The sequence below is a fragment of the Geobacillus sp. E263 genome, from assembly GCF_007197795.1.
GTDB classification, from domain to species: Bacteria; Bacillota; Bacilli; order Bacillales; family Anoxybacillaceae; genus Parageobacillus_B; species Parageobacillus_B toebii.
Genome location: NZ_CP041632.1, coordinates 2048606 through 2066875 on the forward strand (window position 1 = coordinate 2048606; position 18270 = coordinate 2066875).

At 43.2% G+C, this 18270-nt stretch carries 11 protein-coding genes and 2 pseudogenes; 6 read left to right on the top strand and 7 right to left on the bottom strand.

All coding sequences use genetic code 11. The features are described from left to right. Nucleotides 1–50: 50 nt before the first annotated feature. Nucleotides 51–1406, bottom strand: coding sequence for an arsenic transporter (locus FNL97_RS10555; protein ID WP_062677889.1), 1356 nt, complete (start codon nt 1404–1406; stop codon nt 51–53). A gap of 423 nt (nt 1407–1829) precedes the next feature. Between FNL97_RS10555 and FNL97_RS10560 the strand changes: the two genes are divergently transcribed. The 5 genes and pseudogenes from FNL97_RS10560 (at nt 1830) to moaD (ending at nt 5235) form a co-directional block, all read left to right on the top strand. After that, nucleotides 1830–2312: a GyrI-like domain-containing protein gene (locus FNL97_RS10560; RefSeq protein WP_015863664.1), complete on the top strand. Its 483-nt coding sequence runs from the start codon at nt 1830–1832 to the stop codon at nt 2310–2312. A gap of 609 nt (nt 2313–2921) precedes the next feature. Beyond that, nucleotides 2922–3002: pseudogene (locus FNL97_RS18895) on the top strand (molybdate ABC transporter permease subunit); the annotation flags it as partial. Nucleotides 3003–3120: 118 nt separating this feature from the next. Next, on the top strand, nt 3121–4143 hold the full coding sequence (moaA, locus tag FNL97_RS10570; RefSeq protein ID WP_143415753.1) for a GTP 3',8-cyclase MoaA: 1023 nt from the start codon (nt 3121–3123) through the stop codon (nt 4141–4143). 395 nt (nt 4144–4538) lie between these two features. Further along, nucleotides 4539–5008, top strand: a pseudogene (locus FNL97_RS10580) (molybdenum cofactor biosynthesis protein MoaE). Next, complete coding sequence (moaD, locus tag FNL97_RS10585; protein WP_015863661.1) at nt 5005–5235, top strand: molybdopterin converting factor subunit 1; 231 nt, start codon at nt 5005–5007, stop codon at nt 5233–5235. The pseudogene FNL97_RS10580 and the gene moaD overlap by 4 nt, the downstream one beginning before the upstream one ends. Nucleotides 5236–5480: 245 nt before the next feature. Here the strand turns inward: moaD and FNL97_RS10590 are convergent, their stop codons facing one another. The 6 genes from FNL97_RS10590 to gltB form a co-directional block, all read right to left on the bottom strand. Beyond that, a complete protein-coding gene (locus FNL97_RS10590; protein WP_062679383.1) occupies nt 5481–6758 on the bottom strand; it encodes a dihydrolipoamide acetyltransferase family protein in 1278 nt (425 codons plus the stop codon). A 78-nt stretch (nt 6759–6836) separates the two neighbouring features. Next, complete coding sequence (locus FNL97_RS10595; protein WP_062679382.1) at nt 6837–7871, bottom strand: alpha-ketoacid dehydrogenase subunit beta; 1035 nt, start codon at nt 7869–7871, stop codon at nt 6837–6839. Between the two features lie 28 nt (nt 7872–7899). Then, the gene (locus tag FNL97_RS10600) at nt 7900–8892 is read right to left on the bottom strand and encodes a thiamine pyrophosphate-dependent dehydrogenase E1 component subunit alpha (RefSeq protein ID WP_062679381.1); all 993 of its coding nucleotides are present in this window, start codon (nt 8890–8892) and stop codon (nt 7900–7902) included. Between the two features lie 157 nt (nt 8893–9049). Then, nucleotides 9050–10894, bottom strand: a complete 1845-nt coding sequence (locus FNL97_RS10605; RefSeq protein WP_062755407.1) for a sigma-54-dependent Fis family transcriptional regulator — start codon at nt 10892–10894, stop codon at nt 9050–9052. Nucleotides 10895–10995: 101 nt separating this feature from the next. Continuing rightward, nucleotides 10996–12477 (bottom strand): glutamate synthase subunit beta, encoded by a 1482-nt coding sequence (locus tag FNL97_RS10610; protein ID WP_062679379.1) that lies wholly within the window; start codon nt 12475–12477, stop codon nt 10996–10998. Nucleotides 12478–12679: 202 nt separating this feature from the next. Then, nucleotides 12680–17242, bottom strand: coding sequence for a glutamate synthase large subunit (gltB, locus tag FNL97_RS10615; protein ID WP_143415754.1), 4563 nt, complete (start codon nt 17240–17242; stop codon nt 12680–12682). A 124-nt stretch (nt 17243–17366) separates the two neighbouring features. On the opposite strand from gltB, the gene gltC reads away from it, so the two are divergent. After that, complete coding sequence (gene gltC, locus FNL97_RS10620) at nt 17367–18269, top strand: glutamate biosynthesis transcriptional regulator GltC (RefSeq protein WP_143415755.1); 903 nt, start codon at nt 17367–17369, stop codon at nt 18267–18269. Nucleotide 18270 lies beyond the last annotated feature (1 nt).

Sequence of the window (18270 nt, forward strand, 5' to 3'; positions counted from 1 at the left end):
TCCGAGCTTTCGTATTTAAAGGTAAACGTGAATATGGTATTTAGTTTTCATTAGGCGAAAACCATTTGCACCCAATAGAATAGTAAAAACAATGTGACAACGGTTGTGAATGGTATGACAATCAACGAGACGCTTAAATAATCTTTCCATGTTACTTTTATCTTATTTTGTTTTAGGATGTGCATCCAAATCAGGGAGGCAAGCGTTCCAATCGGCAATAACAACGATCCCATGTCACTGCCAATAATGTTGGCGAGATAGATCGTCTTTAATGTAATAGGATCCAATCCCATTTCCGTCAAGGTGATGGTTCCGATCATTAAAGCGGGGTGATTATTAAAGAAGTTGGATAGAACGGACACTAATCCCCCCATGATAAAGCTCGCGTAGAACAATCCCTGGTTTACAATCGGTTCACATATTTTCACCAGCATCGCTGTCAGCCCCGCGTTATGGAGCCCGTAAATAATGACATACATAGAGAAGGCAAAAATAAGAATGTGCCAAGGAGTCTTTTTCAAGATGTCAACGGAATTGGTGCGCAAATGATACCATCTCCACACCAGCAGGATGAATGATCCAAGCACCGCAACGATTTCAATGGGAATAGAGAAATAAGAAGCGACAAAGAGCAGGCAACGAACCACAAAGACAAACAGCAAGACCTTCAACATAAATTGGGTGCGTTTGCGTTTCGTTTCCACGGAAATGGTGTTCTTCAATGGATGAAAATGTTTAGTAAAAAAGATTCCCTCTATATCATCGGAGAAATTTGGCAATGTTTTTGGCAATTTATTCTTTACTACTACGTACATCAGACAAGACATAAACAACAACCCTAACGTTGCCGGCACAAACATCATGGCCGTGTGCATATAAAGCGTCATATCCACAATTTTCAATGCGATTAGATTAACGATATTGCTTACTCCAATCGGCGCGCTGGAAGCTGTTGCGATCAATGCTCCACTTAAGAGATAGGGAATCTGCTCGTGTGGTTTTAGCCGGAGGTTTTTTAGGAGTAAAATTAAAATCGGGGTCGTAATCAGGATGCTGCCATCGTTATTGAATAAAAGGGTCATCAAAAAACATAACAGCTGAATGTACCAATATAGACGATAGCCCGAACCCTTGGCCAAACTGGCAAGCCGTGCCGCTGCCCAGTGGAAAAAACCGAAACTTTCCAAGATGACGGCCATGACAATCGTTGCGATAATGGTAATCGAGGCGCCGGCGATTTTATGGATAATATCCAAAATATCACTGCGGGATACAATGCCTGTTAGTAGAATAATCCCCGCGCCAATCGACGCCGGCCATGCTTCGTTTAAGCCTCTTGGCCTCCAAAAGATGACGAGCATCGTCATGATGAACACGAAAATTGTCATTTTAATTTCAAAACTCATAATTCTTCCTCCCTGTTTTTTAAGGGTCTGAGCCATTTAACCCTATCAATCGGATTTACCACATTTATATTCATCCCTATCAGAAAGGGCTTGGATAATAGACCTAATTTCGCTAATATGTACTCTTGTCTCTCTAGTAAAAATGTACGGTAGAGATTAATGACTATAGATAAATGTATAGTAGAGACTAATGACTATAAATGATTTGTTATGTTTAGGAATTGGGATGGCAGAGGATCAGAAAACTTACTTGCTGGAGAATTGGCTAAACGTAGACGAATGCAACATAATAAGAATTATCTTTTGTTTTTTATGGAATTTCATAAAAAACAGAAGATAATTCGGAGCGTGGTAAGATTTTTCTCACTTACTTTTAAAGGAAAGAGAGCCTGATGAAAAAACATCCTTAAAGGAGCAGAACCAATGAAATACAAAGTTATTGAAAGAGATAGTTTTCAAGTAGTAGGAATCAAGCGAGAATTTTCATTAGTTAATGGGGAGAATCTTGTAGATATTCCAAAACTGTGGGATGAAGTTAATGAGGATGGAACAGTCGATTTATTATGGAAGTTGAACAATGGTCAAATTAAAGGTGTGCTGGGGGTATGTGTCACTAATAGCGGTACACAGTCGAAGCAAGTAATGGATTATTGGGTAGCCACAGAATATGATGGTGACACCCCCAACGGATTATTGAAATTTGAAGTGCCCGCATCTAAATGGGTTGTATTTGAAGTTCATGGGCCAATGCCAGATGCTATGCAGAAGGCATGGAACCAAATTTTTTCAGAATGGCTTCCATCCAGTAGTTATGAGCATGCAGGCACACCAGCATTAGAAGTATATACAGACGAAAATCCCTTGAGCCCTGATTTTTATTCCGAAATCTGGATACCAGTAAAATAAACAGGAACATATGAAAAGTTATAAGTCATCAGGATTCCATAATCTGTCAGCTAATCACTTGATACTTCGTATGCTCCACTTCATGCCGCGCCCTTCTACACGTCTTTTCATAAAAATTCCTTCCTTTTCAAACAAAGGAAGGAGTTTTAATAAGTTTTAATAAAATGAAAGAAGTTGTTTTCATCACTTTCATCTTACTTGCATCAGCTGTTATAAGGTTATAAAAACCGCATGACTCACCTTCCTTTTGCGAATTGGCGATCAATGATACGAAGATCTTCTTCTCAGTTTCACTTCTTTTTCTCCTTAAGGAACTGAACGGCGCGAAAATCAACATTTATTTTTAACAGGGTCATTAAAGAGTGACGAACTGAAACAGCCAAGATGGTGCGGATTTCAGTGATAATGTTGCATCCATATAATAACTTCGATTTTTTACACTAGTTTTGCAACATCATCATGGGTTACAATGTGAGTAACGTCGTAACATTATCTCTTATTTTCTATAGCAAACAGGAAAATGTCATAGTTTTGTTGAAAGAGATTTTTAACCGATTGAATTTTGGTTATCGAGGTTTCATGCGTCGATCATATTGCATTTTCCCTCAGCTTGACGAATTCGGCGCTACATTGATGTTTGCGGGAAATATTCCAGGAAAGACACAAACGATTTCGACAGCCATTATGTGTCAATAGAATTGAGAGAAATGAATTTAGCGCAGGCATGGGTGACCATGATGATGATGTCGTTGTTTTTCTTATATGTGCGAGAATCTTTAAGTCCAATTGAATGAAAGGAGGAGGCGGTATGGGAAAAGGTCAATCGGTGATTGCCGACCAGTGGAACCGTCCGCTTCGCGATTTGCGCATTTCAGTAATAGACCAGTGCAATTTCCGATGCGTATATTGCATGCCTGCAGAAATATTCGGACCGAATTTCCGTTTTTTGCGTGAAGACGAATTATTAACGATCGAGGAAATGGTGCTGCTTGCGGAAAGTTTTGCGGAACTTGGGGTGGAAAAAATTCGCATCACCGGGGGAGAACCGCTGTTAAGACGCGACTTAGACTTATTAGTAGAACGGCTGGCGCACATTTCCGGCATTCGCGATATCGCTCTTACTACGAATGGGATTCATTTAGTGAAATGGGCAAAACGTTTGAAAGAAGCGGGGCTCAAGCGCGTCAATGTCAGCCTGGACGCGTTAGATGACGAAGTATTTAAAAAGATGAACGGGGTTGGCGTCGGGGTCAAGCCGGTGTTAAAAGGGATTGAAGCAGCGCGGGAAGCGGGGCTTGGCGTCAAAGTGAACATGGTCGTCAAAAAGGGAATGAACGACTCGCAAATCATTCCGATGGCGAACTATTTTAAAGAACGAGGCATTGCCCTCCGCTTTATTGAATATATGGACGTCGGCACGACAAACGGCTGGGATTTTTCCCATGTGGTAACGAAAAAAGAAATGTATGAACGCCTGCAGCAAATGCATCCGCTTGAGCCGGTGGAAAAAGCCTACTTCGGCGAGGTGGCAAGCCGCTACCGCTATGTTGGCACGAACGTGGAAGTCGGTTTTATTGCCTCTGTGACAGAATCGTTTTGCCAAAGCTGCACCCGGGCGCGCATTTCCGCCGGTGGCACGCTATATACGTGCTTGTTTGCTGCAAGCGGCGTTTCGTTAAAAGAAAAACTGCGTTCCGGGGCCGATAAAGAAGAAATAAAGAAAATGATTGCATCGACATGGAACATGCGGACAGACCGCTACTCGGATGAACGGACGGAGCAAACAGCAAAAACGCGAAAAAAAATTGAAATGTCTTATATTGGCGGATAAACAAACTAGACTTTCTCGTTGGTGGAGCAGTCCGGTTGTTGTTTATTGGGATGCTTCTGTTTCATAAAGAACACGCGAAATAAAATATATTAGGAGAATTAGTTGAAAAATTGACAGAAAAATTTGATAATATCATATAGTTGGAACAAGCATGCAATAAACAAAAAAAACAGCAGCCAATATTAATATGAACTTTTGCCGCTTGATTTCGTGTTTGTCGAGGGCTGCAAACATGAATCATGCTGCGAAACTAAGACAGATTGGGGTTCGCTGGCACAGTTATCTCATATTATTACGTAGGAATCTTCTTTGCAGCTATCTTTTATTCCATATCCTTTTATTTTCATTAATGATGAAGAAAATGACTTACATTGGTTAATGAGGTGAGAAAAACAATGAATGAACGTCTTTTTATGATTACGGACAAGCCGATTTCCATTGAGAATGTGGTAAAAAAGTGATGCGTCCCGAAGCCGGAGCGGTGACAACGTTCATGGGAACGGTGCGCGAATGGACAAACGGAAAGCGGACCTTATTTTTACAATACGAAGCGTACGTATCGATGGCGGAAAAAATGCTAGAGCAAATTGGGGCAGAAATTCGCGAAAAATGGCCGGAAACGAAAGTGGCGATTACGCACCGAATCGGCAGGCTGGATATCGGCGATATCGCTGTCGCCATCGCCGTTTCATCGCCGCATCGCAACGACGCGTATGAGGCAAACCGATACGCGATTGAGCGCATTAAACAAATCGTTCCGATTTGGAAAAAAGAACATTGGGAAGATGGAACGGAATGGGTTGGCAATCAATTAGGGACGAAAGCGTATCCAACAGGAAAGCCGGAAGGAGAGGATTTACAATGATCACACTGCTCTTTTTTGCGCATTTACAGGAAGCAATTGGAGAGGAGCGCGTTGTGCTGCCTAACGTTCCTCAAACGGTAAATGCATTAAAGCAGGAAGTAGAAAAGCGTTATCACATTGATCTGAAACAAGTGATGGTCGCGGTGAATGAGGAATATGCCCGCGATGATCAAACACTTCAGCCTGGCGATATCGTTGCCTTTATCCCACCGGTAAGCGGAGGGTGAGAGATTGTTCCAAAATCCTTGGAAGCACTTTTTATGTAAAAACAATGGATAAGCGGTTATCATGGAATAATAATGATCGCGCTCGTTGCCATTGGATGCCCGATATTTGTTGTAACGAGCGGCGCTATTTAAATGAAGTTAAAACTACTTAAGAAAGGCAATCAGAAAAAAAGAAAGCAATCCGAATTGGATTGCTTTCTTTCCCGAACGCCGTGATAAAAACATTTCCAGCTAAATAATACATGCTACAATAACATTTTATATGGCTTTTCCAGATAATTTTTAATGGTAGTAAGAAATTGACTAGCCGGTGCACCGTCTATCACTTGATGATCAAACGTTAAACTCAATGGTAAAATCTTTCTCTTCTGAATAGCATCTCCTACAAAAACCGGAGTATCTGTGACTGTTCCTACCCCAAGAATTCCTACCTCCGGCGGATTTAATACTGGTGTAAAAAATTCAACACCATATGCACCGAGACTTGTAATCGTAAAAGTAGAACCTTTCATTTCCTCACTGCTTAATTTTCCTTCCCTTGCCCGTACGCTCAATTCCTTAATTTTTTTCGAAATTTCTTTTAAAGAAAGTTTCTCTGCATAAGGGATGACCGGAACGACTAGACCGTTCTCCAATGCGACTGCAATTCCTAAATGCACGGAATCATACGTATGAATATTCCCATTTTGATAAAGACTGTTCATTTGTTTATGGGCACATAATGCTAAAACTGTTGCCCGTGCGATAAAATCGGTGATTGTAAGTTTTATATCCGGTTCGTCTTGCAGCTCTTCCCTTAGTTTTTTCTGTAATTCAAGCAATTCTGTCACATCTACTTTCATATGAATCGTTAGCTGAGCCGTTTGCTGCAGGCTTGCAAACATTCTTGTGGCAATTACTTTTCGCATGCCGGTTACCGGTTTTACGGTGACGCCTTTTTGTTCCGTTGTGATCTGGCTTGTTTCTGCGATCGTTATCTGGCCTGTTTCTTCGATCATTTGCTTCTCGCTCACTGGCTGTAAGGATGCTTGTTTTAGTTGAATGGCTTTTTCTACATCTGCTTTTGTTATTCGTCCCTTTGGACCCGAACCTTTAATATTGCTTAAATCGATTCCCGCTTCGCGAGCTAATTTTCTAGCGGCAGGAGAAACGCGCAACATATGTCTAGATGTTTGTCTTAATATTGCTTTTGGTTCGATGGTTCCAACAGACACGGCTACTTCTTGCATTGCTTGTTGTGGTGTTTCTTGCGGTGCTTCATTGGACTGATCACCCGCTTCTTCTCCTTCCTGGCCAATGTAGCCAATTACTTTCCCTACTTCCACCGTTTCATCTTGTTCGACAAGGATCTCTAATAACACCCCATCTTGCGGTGCTTCAATATCTGTCTCAATCTTATCAGAGCTAATAACAACGACCGATTCCCCTTTTTTCACCTTATCTCCTTTTTTCTTTAACCACTCTACCACCGTGCCTTCTTTCATGCTCATTCCTAGCTTTGGCATGAAGATTTCAACCGCCATTCCTATCTCTCCCCTTTTTCGATTGATACAAGGAATGCGTGTTGCTCAAAATTGCTTTTAGCAACACGCTTGAATTTATTAAACTGCTACAATCGTTTCATCTCCTATCATTTCAGCTACTGCCTGAAGCACTTTTTCTGGAGTTGGCAAGTAAAGATCTTCTAATGTTGGTGAAAACGGAACAGGACAATGCGGAGCAGTAATCATCTTAATCGGAGCATCTAAATAATCAAACCCTTTATCTGCTACAAGAGCAGAAATATCTGTCGCTGCACTGCATCTCGGATTTGCTTCATCAATGATAATCAATCGTCCTGTCTTAGCTACAGAAGATAAAATTGTTTCCTCATCCAGCGGGGACAACGTTCTTGGATCAATGACTTCTGTTTCCAGTCCTCTTGTTTTCAACATATCCGCTGCCTTTAAGGCCGTATGCACTTGTTTTCCGATCGCCACAATGGTCAAATCACTGCCTTCTCTTTTAATATCTGCTTTTCCAAGAGGAATGGTATAAAATCCTTCTTCCACTTCTCCTTTCATGTTATAAAGTGTTTTATCTTCAAAAAAGATGACCGGATCATCATCAAAAATAGAGGCAAGTAAAAGGCCTTTTGCATCAGACGGGGTAGAAGGAACAACGACTTTTAACCCTGGTATATGGGTAAAAAGCGCATATAAGCTTTGTGAATGTTGTGCGGCCGCGCGAAATCCAGCACCGTGCATCGTTCGTATGGTTAAAGGCACTTTCGCTTTTCCGCCAAACATATAACGAAGTTTTGCTGCTTGGTTCATTACTTCATCTAAACAACTTCCGATAAAATCATTAAACATCAATTCTGCAATCGGTCTTAACCCCGTTGCCGCCGCTGTAACAGCTGCACCAATATACCCAGCTTCCGCAATCGGCGTATCTAATACTCTTTCTCTTCCAAACTCTTGAACGAGACCTTTTGTTACACCCATTACTCCTCCCCAAGCTTCATCATCTTGCAAGTGATCTACAGCCGCACCGCCAGCAACATCTTCTCCCATCAAAATAACATTTTCATCTTTGCGCATCGCAAGCTTCATCGCTTCATTAATTGCTTGTGAGAAAGAAATTGTTCTTGTCATAATGGTTTTTACCTCCTAACTTTTATGATTAATAGGATACATAGACATCTTTTAAAAGATCTTCTTCCGATGGGAATGGGCTTTTTTCCGCAAAATCTACCGCTCTCTCAATCGCTTCTGCTACATTCTGTTCTATTTCCAATAGTTCTTGTTCTGATAACAGCTGATTGGAAAGAATATAGTTGCGAAATCTTACGATGGCATCTAACTCTTTTAAATGTTTTTCTTTTTCTTCCGATGGTTTATACGTTTGTGCATCCCCTTCAAAATGGCCATAATTTCGATATGTTTTACATTCAATTAAAGTTGGTCCTTCCCCATTGCGAGCTCGTGTTATTGCTCTTTCTGCCGCTTCATATACGGCAATGACATCTTTGCCGTCAACAATCTCTCCCGGAATGTTATAAGCGGCCGCCCGGTCTGCAATGTTTTTGCAGCTCGATGCGTATTCAAAAGGAGTTGCTTCAGCATAACCATTGTTTTCCGCGACAAAAACAACCGGCAGTTTCCAAATAGCCGCAAGATTGATTCCTTCATGAAATGTGCCATGGTTATTCGCTCCATCGCCAAAGAAACAAATGGTCACAGCACCTGTTTTCTTCAATTTCGCCGTCAAACCAGCTCCGACCGCCAGAGGAAACCCGCCACCGACTATTCCGTTAGCACCAAGCATTCCTTTTTCCACATCGGCAATATGCATGGATCCCCCTTTTCCTTTGCATAATCCTGTTGCTTTTCCGTAAATCTCCGCCATCATTCCATTCAAGTCGCAACCTTTTGCAATACAGTGGCCGTGCCCGCGGTGTGTACTCGTAATATAGTCTTTTTCATTCAAATGAGCACAAACTCCTACAGCTACTGCTTCCTCGCCGGCATATAAATGAACAAATCCTGGCAAAATACCTTTGCTGAAGATTTCGTGAACTTTGTCCTCAAACTGACGAATTTCACACATTTTCTGATACATCCACTTTGCTCTTTCTTTCGTAATACTCTTGGATTCTGGCTTTGTCACTGTCATGCTTCCATCCTCCTTAATTAAAGTGAATTCTTCTCATTTTCTAACCATGCAAGTAATGTGCCAACAAAAAAAACGCTTACAACAATATTGTTGTAAGCGTTTTTAAAAAATTAAATTTTAACTAATCTCATTTTTTCTCATTCTTTCTCATTTTGTCTCATATCAAATGATACTTCTTTAATTTTCGGTAAAATGTACTGCGAGGAATATTCAACTCAGCTGCCGCTCTAGCAATATCGCCTTTTGTTTTTTGAAGCATATCCATAATATGATTTTTTTCAATCTGTTCCCGATAGGACAAAGTTTCTTGATCTGACTTCATATTTTCTCCCTGACTTTCCCATCCAATGAACATCGATTTGAGCTCCGGAATAGATGGAATATGATCTCCATATTCAATTCGAACTCGCTCTAACACGTTAAATAATTCTCGAATATTTCCTGGCCAATGATAGGTCATAAATAGTTGCATCACTTCATCAGGAAAGGAAACAGACCAATTGTTTTTTTGGCAATAGTACTGAATCAAAAACGGTATATCCTCTTTTCGTTCTCTTAACGCCGGAACTTTAATCGGATATACATAAATGCGATAAAATAAATCTTCCCTTAACTTTCCTTCTCTTACTAATTGATATAAATCGCAGTGTGTCGCTGTTATTACTCTCACGTCAATAGGAATTGGTTTCGTTCCGCCAATAGGAATGACTTCCCTTTCCTGCAAAACCCTTAAAAGCGCAATTTGCATTTCCAAAGGTATTTCGCCAATTTCATCGAGAAAAATGGTTCCACCGTTTGCTTGGACAAATTTTCCTTTATGTCCCGTACGTTTCGCTCCCGTAAATGCCCCCTCTACATAACCAAACAGTTCGCTGCCAATTAGTTCCTTTGGTATCGCACCGCAATTAATCGCAACAAACGGGCCGTTTTTTCTGGCACTGTTTTGGTGAATAGCGCGAGCAATCAATTCTTTCCCTGTTCCCGTTTCTCCGGTGATATAAACAGTGGCATCTGTTTTCGCTACCTTTTCACAACTTTTTATTACATTTGCAAATGATTTGCTCCTACCGGTTACTCCTTCAAAATGAAATGTCGTAGAAACAAATTTAAAATCATTATTTTTTGTCTTTTGAATCGTAACTTGATAACCAATAATATCATGATGAATAGAAGAATAAATGGGAGTTTGGGATTTGATAATCCAATGATCGCCACAAACATCTTCCAGCGATCGATCAAGCATGTTTGAAAAGGAAGAGCGCAAACAATGATTCACCCAGACAATACGCCCTTTATGATTGCATATCACCACAGGGGAATTTGTATTTTCCATATTACGACTATACTTAAACAACTCCAATTCATCTTCTTTTGCTTGAATGTGGAATCGTTGCTCGATGGTATATGCCGCGGCAACCACAGTGGCTAAAACATGGTCGTGAAACGGATAATGATTGATGGGGTAAGAAACATCGATAATTCCGACAAGTTCTCTCTTTTCGTCATAAATAGGTGTTGCGGAACAAACCCATTGATGGGAAGCAACGGAATAATGTTCTAAGCCAACAATCGCAATAGGCTCATGGATTCGCAAAGATGTGCCAATGGCATTTGTCCCGACTTCATCTTCTGTCCACTTTACACCTTCCACAAATTTTATTCCTTCAGCCATTTTCATTGTTTGTTTATGTCCCTTTGCATATAAAACATATCCTTCTCGATCGACAAGAAGAAAAATAGACTTGGTTTCTTGAAAATATTTTTGCAGCTTTTCTAAAATAGGTACGGCAATATGAAGCAATCGTTGATTCCGCTTTTTTCTTTCTGCCAGCAAATGCGGCTCTAAAATCATCTTTCCTTTTCCGTCATAGGGGTTCACATTTTTCTGGCGGCAGAGATGCCATGATTCTGCAATTCTTTTATTCATCCTTGCATGGTCCAAAATTCCTTCACGAACAAAGCGCTGCCAAATTTCGCGTCTAGATGGATCTATGATATTCATATCCATCCCCTCCAACACTGAATATCAGATAATGTTTACATTCGTTTTTTACATGAAAAAATCCTCTCGAAAACCAGTTGTTTTCAAGAGGATTTTCCACATCACGGCAAATTCGTTGTTCCCATTAAGAAACGATCGACTTCTCTTGCCGCTTCCCGGCCTTCGTGAATCGCCCAAACGATTAAGCTTTGGCCTCTGCGGGCGTCTCCGGCCGCAAATACTCCTTCGACATTGGTTGTGTATTTACCGTACGGCGCTTTAACTTTATTGTTGACAGTCTCGACGCCGAATTGCTGCAAAATCGGCTGCTCCGGACCTTCAAAGCCGATGGCGATAAATACTAAATCACATGGCCAAACTTGTTCGGTGCCCGGAATCTCTTTAAATATCGCTTTGCCGTTTTCATCGATGATTTTTTCCATTTGAATCGTATGAAGCTCTTTGACTCGCCCGTGCTCATCGCCAACAATTTTTTTCGTCTGAATGCAATATTGCCGCGGGTCAGCACCGAATTTCGCTTTCGCTTCTTCATAGGCGTAATCCAGTGTAAATACAAGCGGATATTGCGGCCATGGATTATTTTCCGATCGTTGTTCCGGCAATGCCGGGTGCTTGCCAAACTGCACAACGCTTTTGCACCCTTGCCTTAATGCAGTGGCAACACAGTCCGCGCCCGTATCGCCTCCGCCGATCACAATGACATGCTTGTCTTTCGCATCGATGAAGCCGCCGTCTGCAAAATTCGAGTCAAGCAAGCTTTTTGTCACACCTGTTAAATAATCCATGGCAAAATGAACACCCTCAAGCTCTCTTCCTTCAATCGCAAGGTCACGATGTTTTTGCGCGCCGATGCATAATACGACGGCGTCATATTGAGAACGCAGCTCTTCGGCGGTGATGTCTTTTCCAACTTCCGTATTGGTTATGAACGTAATCCCTTCTTGTTCTAAAAGCCGAACTCTCCGCTCAACAATTTCTTTTTCTAGTTTCATATTTGGAATGCCATACATTAATAACCCGCCGACTCGGTCAGCCCGCTCGTACACCGTTACCGAATGGCCCGCTTGATTGAGTTGGTCGGCGCAAGCAAGACCGGCAGGCCCAGAACCGACAATCGCCACTTTTTTTCCTGTTCGTTTTTGCGGAATCCGTGGCTGAATCCATCCTTCGGCAAACCCTTTATCAATAATCGCCCTCTCGATTCCTTTGATGGCGACAGCCGGGTCGGAAATCGCTACCGTACAGGAACCTTCACAAGGCGCCGGACAAACCCTTCCGGTAAATTCTGGGAAGTTGTTCGTTTTCAGCAACCGCTCGAGCGCCTCTTTCCATCTGCCTCGGTAGACTAAATCGTTCCACTCCGGGATCAAATTATGAATCGGGCAGCCCGATGTCAGCCCGTTCAATTCCAGTCCCATATGACAAAACGGAGTCCCGCAATCCATACAGCGGGCGCCTTGTCTTGCGAGCGTTTCATCGGAAAACGGAAACGCATATTCTTTCCAATCGTCGAGACGGGAAAGCGGGTCACGTTTTGTTTCTTCCTCGCGTGCATATTCCATAAAGCCGGTTGCTTTTCCCATGATCGTTTTCCCCTCCATTTCCGTACCATTCCATTGAACCTCTATACGATAGAAATCGGCAGATTCTAAAAAAGTTTTTTCTACACCTTCGCAACGCTTGTTCTGCTCGACTTCCTGGACGTTTTCACATCGTGTCGGATTGGTTCTCCCCGTAATTGAAATCACATGCTGTTGTGATCAGTAACGATGGCGAAGCGATCGCTTATTTAGCGACCGCTTGTAATGCGAGTGGTTCGTTTACCGCAACTTTTTTTTGTTTGGCCACCGCTTCAAAAGCAGCCATCATCGCCTCATCTTGAGAAAGCCCGGATTGTTCCATCGCTTTAATGGTTTCGATCATCAATTTGTAGTTTCTCGGAATGACTTTCACAAATTTTCCGACATACTCATTCCAATGCGCCAAAATGTGAGAAGCTTTTATGCTTCCGGTATATTGGTAATGTTTTTCAATCATTTGACGCACTTCATTGATCTCTTCTTCCTCTTCGAGACGTTCGAACAACACTAATTCTTTATTCGCGGTTCTTTGCCATTCGTTTTCATCATCGGATAGCACATAAGCGATTCCTCCGGACATTCCTGCCGCAAAGTTTTTCCCGACAGAACCAAGGATCACCACACGTCCTCCTGTCATATACTCACAGCCGTGATCGCCGACGCCTTCAACGACAGCGTTCACGCCGCTGTTTCGCACGCAGAACCGTTCGCCGGCGCGTCCGCGAATATATGCTTCTCCGCTCGTCGCCCCATAGAAAGCGACGTTGCCGATAATGACGTTATCCGCAGAAGCAAACGATGCTTCTTCTGGCGGACGGACGATCACTTTTCCGCCGGAAAGGCCTTTTCCGACATAGTCGTTCGCATCGCCAACAAGCGTCATCGTCATTCCTTTTGGAACGAAAGCCGCAAAGCTTTGTCCGGCAGAGCCTGTGAAATGCAGTCGAATCGTATCTTCCGGAAGCCCTTCTTCTCCATATCGTTTCGATATTTCGCTTCCCGTAATCGCTCCGACGGTGCGATGAACATTTCGAATAGGAAGATGAAGCTCGACTTGTTCTTTTTTCTCTAACGCAGGTACTGCCGCCGGCAAAATTTCGTTATAATCCATCGTTTGTTCGATTTTATGCTGCTGCGGACGAGCAAATGTCCGTGGACCGTCTACTTGATAAAGTAAACGCGACAAATCCAAATGCTTCGCTTTCCAATGTTTTTTCGCACGCTCGCTCACTTTTAAGACATCGACTCTTCCGACCATTTCGTCGATGGTGCGGAAACCGAGCTGTGCCATTATTTCACGCACTTCTTGGGCAACGAAATACATGAAGTTGATCACGTGTTCCGGTTTTCCCATAAACTTTTTGCGAAGCTCTGGATTTTGCGTTGCCACCCCAACCGGACATGTATCAAGATGGCATGCCCGCATCATCACACACCCTAAAACAACAAGCGGGGCTGTCGCAAAACCAAATTCTTCAGCGCCGAACAATGCGGCCATCACAACATCGCGTCCAGTCATTAATTTTCCGTCTGTTTCAAGCACAACACGGTCACGCAAGCCATTTAACATTAACGTTTGGTGCGTTTCCGCAAGACCGAGCTCCCACGGAAGCCCAGCATGCTTAATGCTCGTTTTTGGCGACGCTCCTGTACCGCCGTCGTAACCGCTGATGACAATAACATCCGCATTTCCTTTCGCAACGCCGGCCGCAATCGTACCGACGCCTGCTTTGGAAACAAGTTTCACGCTGATCCGCGCATCTCTATTGGCATTTTTCAAATCGTAAATAAGCTGCGCCAAATCTTCAATCGAATAAATATCATGGTGCGGAGGAGGAGAAATCAATTCTACTCCAGGCGTAGAGCCGCGCACTTTTCCGATCCACGGATACACTTTATTGGCAGGCAGCTGTCCGCCTTCGCCAGGTTTTGCCCCTTGCGCCATTTTGATTTGCAATTCATCGGCGTTGACTAAATAATGGCTTTTGACGCCAAAGCGGCCGGAAGCGATTTGCTTAATCGCGCTTCTGCGCAAATCCCCATTTTCATCTGGCACATAACGGCTCGGATCTTCTCCACCCTCGCCGCTATTGCTTTTTCCTCCGATGCGGTTCATTGCGATAGCGAGCGCTTCATGTGCTTCTTTGCTTAATGAACCATAAGACATCGCACCTGTTTTAAAGCGGCGCACGATCGATTCAACCGGCTCGACTTCCTCAATCGGAACCGGCGTTCTCGTTTCATCAAATTCAAACAAATTTCGCAAAAAGGTCATGCGCTCTTCATTTGCCAATTTGGAATACTCTTTATAAAGCTGATAATCATTTTTTCGGCACGCCCATTGAAGCAGATGAATCGTCTTTGGATTGAATGCGTGATGTTCTCCGTTTCGTCTCCATTGCAGCTCGCTGCCTGGGTCTAATGTATCGTCTTTGTATGTCGTTTGGAATGCGGCTTCATGGCGCATTTTCGCTTCTTTAGCAATTTCCGCTAAACCGATGCCGCCGATTTGGGATGCCGTGCCTGTGAAATATTGTTCGATCACTTCTTCACCGATGCCGACCGCTTCAAAAATTTGCGCACCGCGGTAGCTTTGCACCGTCGAAATTCCCATTTTCGACATGACTTTGACAACGCCATCGGTAACCGCCTTTTTATATTTGTTCACCGCTTCATGATAGGAAAGCGAAATGACTCCGTTTTCCACAGCGCTGCGAATCGTCTCCAGCGCCAAATACGGATTAACCGCATCCGCGCCGTATCCGATTAAAGCGGCAAAATGATGCACTTCCCGCGCTTCGCCGCATTCGACAATAATGCTTACATTCGTGCGCGTTCCTTTTCGTACAAGATATTGATGAAGCGCACTTGCGGCAAGAAGCGTCGGAATGGCGACATGACGTTCGTCAACGCCTCGGTCAGACAATACAAGAAGCACCGCGCCGTTTTCCATCGCCTTTTCCGCTTTTTCAAACATTTCATCAAGCGCTTTTTGCAAGTCGTCGGTAAATAATGTCGGAATCGTCACACATTTAAACTCAGGATACGGGTTTGACTTTAACGCAGCAAGTTCTTCGTTCGAAAGAATCGGTGTATCCAAGCGAATACGGCGGGCGGCCGATGCATCCGGATGAAGAATATTTCCTTCTTTTCCAAGAAGCGTCATCGTCGATGTCACAATATATTCGCGAATCGCATCAATCGGCGGGTTGGTGACTTGCGCAAACAGCTGTTTAAAATAGTTAAACAAGCTTTGCGGACGGTCTGACAACACCGCAAGCGGCGCATCCATTCCCATCGCGCCTGTCGGGTCTTTTCCTTCTTTCACCATCGCGATGATCGTTTTTTCTACATCTTCATACGTATAGCCGAACGCTTTTTGCAATGTGACAAGATTTTTGACCGGCTCCGTATATTCTGGAATATCGAGATCGTTTAACGTCATCATTTTTTCGTTCAACCATTTGCGGTACGGCTTTTCTTTAGCGATTTCTTCTTTAATTTCCTCATCAGAAATAATCCGGCCTTGCTCTAAATCGACTAAAAGCATTTTCCCTGGGCTTAAGCGATCTTTATATAGCACGTTATTTGGATCTACATCAATGACACCGACTTCCGATGAGAAAATAATATAGTCATCTTTTGTCACATAATAACGCGCTGGCCTTAAACCGTTACGGTCTAAAATCGCGCCGATTTGTCTGCCATCCGTAAACGAAATCGCCGTTGGGCCGTCCCACGGTTCCATTAAGCAGCTATGGTATTCGTAAAACGCCTTTTTGTCATCATCCATTTCGTTGTCCCAGAACCATGGTTCCGGAATGAGCATCATCGCCGCATGAGCCAATTTTTTCCCGGCTAAGACGAAAAATTCAAACGCATTATCTAAAATGGATGAGTCACTGCCGTTCATATCTAAAATCGGCGTAATTTTTTGCAAATCCTCACCGAAAAGTTCAGATACAAATTGCTTTTCCCGCGCCATCATCCAATTGACGTTTCCTCTTAGCGTATTGATTTCGCCGTTATGAATTAAATAGCGGTTTGGATGCGCTCTTTCCCAGCTAGGGAATGTGTTTGTACTAAAGCGGGAGTGAACGAGGGCAAACGCCGATTGAAACCGTTCGTCCTGCAAATCGACATAAAATTCATCCAATTGTTCCGGTGTAAGCAATCCTTTATATACAATCGTCCGGCTTGAGAGGCTGGCGAAATAACATTCATTATTTTGAACAAGCTTTTCCGCTTGTTTGCGGATGACATACAATTTTCGTTCAAATGCAAGCTCATCTTGAATATCGTCGCTTGCTGCGATGAAAACTTGACGGATAAACGGTTTGCTTTGTTTTGCGAGTTTTCCGAGTTTTTCGATATTTACAGGCACAGTGCGCCAGCCTAACAGCGTCTGTCCTTCTTTTTTGATGATTTTATTGATTTCTCTTTCATAATACAATCGTTTTTCCTCATCTTCCGGCAAAAAGACCATGCCGACGCCATAACGCCCTTTTGGCGGAAGCTTCATTTTTCCACACGCCACTTGGAAATATTCGTGCGGAATTTGTACCATAATACCCGCGCCATCGCCTGTTTCTGGATCGCTTCCTTGCCCGCCGCGATGTTCAAGCTGACGAAGCATATGAAGACCTTTTTTTATAATATCGTGGGACGGCTTTCCTTTTAAATGGGCGTAAAAGCCGATACCGCACGCATCATGCTCAAATTCAGGACGATAAAGCCCCTGCGCTTTCGGTAGCCCGTAATGTTTCATCTTGCTTCCCTCCCGTTCCATTTGCTCTGTGTATATAATTGTAGTTTTCAAAAATAATATAAACAATATATAATTTAGATTAAATTAATCTCATTTTGAGATTAATAGCAGGGAGGTGGGGAAAATGGAGCTAAGACAACTTCAATATTTTTTAGAAGTGGCCAAACGGGAGCACGTTTCCGAAGCGGCGGAAGCTCTTCATGTCGCACAATCCGCCATCAGCCGGCAAATTGCTAATTTAGAGGCCGAACTTGGCGTACAGTTATTTGAACGGGAAGGACGAAACGTGAAACTCACCCCAGTCGGCCGCCACTTTTTACCTCATGTGGAGACAGCGCTAAAGGCCATTGAATACGCCAAGCAGCAAATCGAAGAATATTTAGACCCGGAACGCGGGACGATCAAAATCGGCTTCCCAACGAGTTTAGCAAGCCATACGATGCCGATGGTCATCTCCGCTTTTAAAGAAGAGCATCCAAATGTGTCGTTTCATTTGCGGCAAGGAGCTTACAAATATTTAATCGAAGCGGTGAAAAAAAGAGAAATCGATTTGGCGTTTCTCGGGCCTGTTCCAACTGGTGAACCAGGCATTAAAGGGGAGATTTTGTTTTCGGAAATGTTTGCCGCCCTTCTTCCAAGCAACCATCCGCTTGCCAAACGAGACAGCTTAGTACTAAATGAACTGCGCAACGAACCGTTTGTGACATTTCCTGAAGGGTACATTTTGCATCAAATTGTTCTCGATGCCTGCCAGCAAGCAGGATTTTCCCCGATCATCTCATCGGAAGGCGAAGATTTAGACGCAATTAAAGGTCTCGTCTCCGCGGGGATTGGCGTCACTCTTCTTCCGGAAAGCGCCTTTTATGAAACGGTGCCCCGCTTCGCGGTAAAAGTGCCAATCGAAATACCGCAAGTCAAACGAAACGTTGGCATTATCATCTCTGACCATCACGAACTGGCGCCGTCGGTCAAAGTGTTTTATCGGTTTGTGAAAGACTTTTTCGCCCAGTTGGAGCGGTATCGGTAAA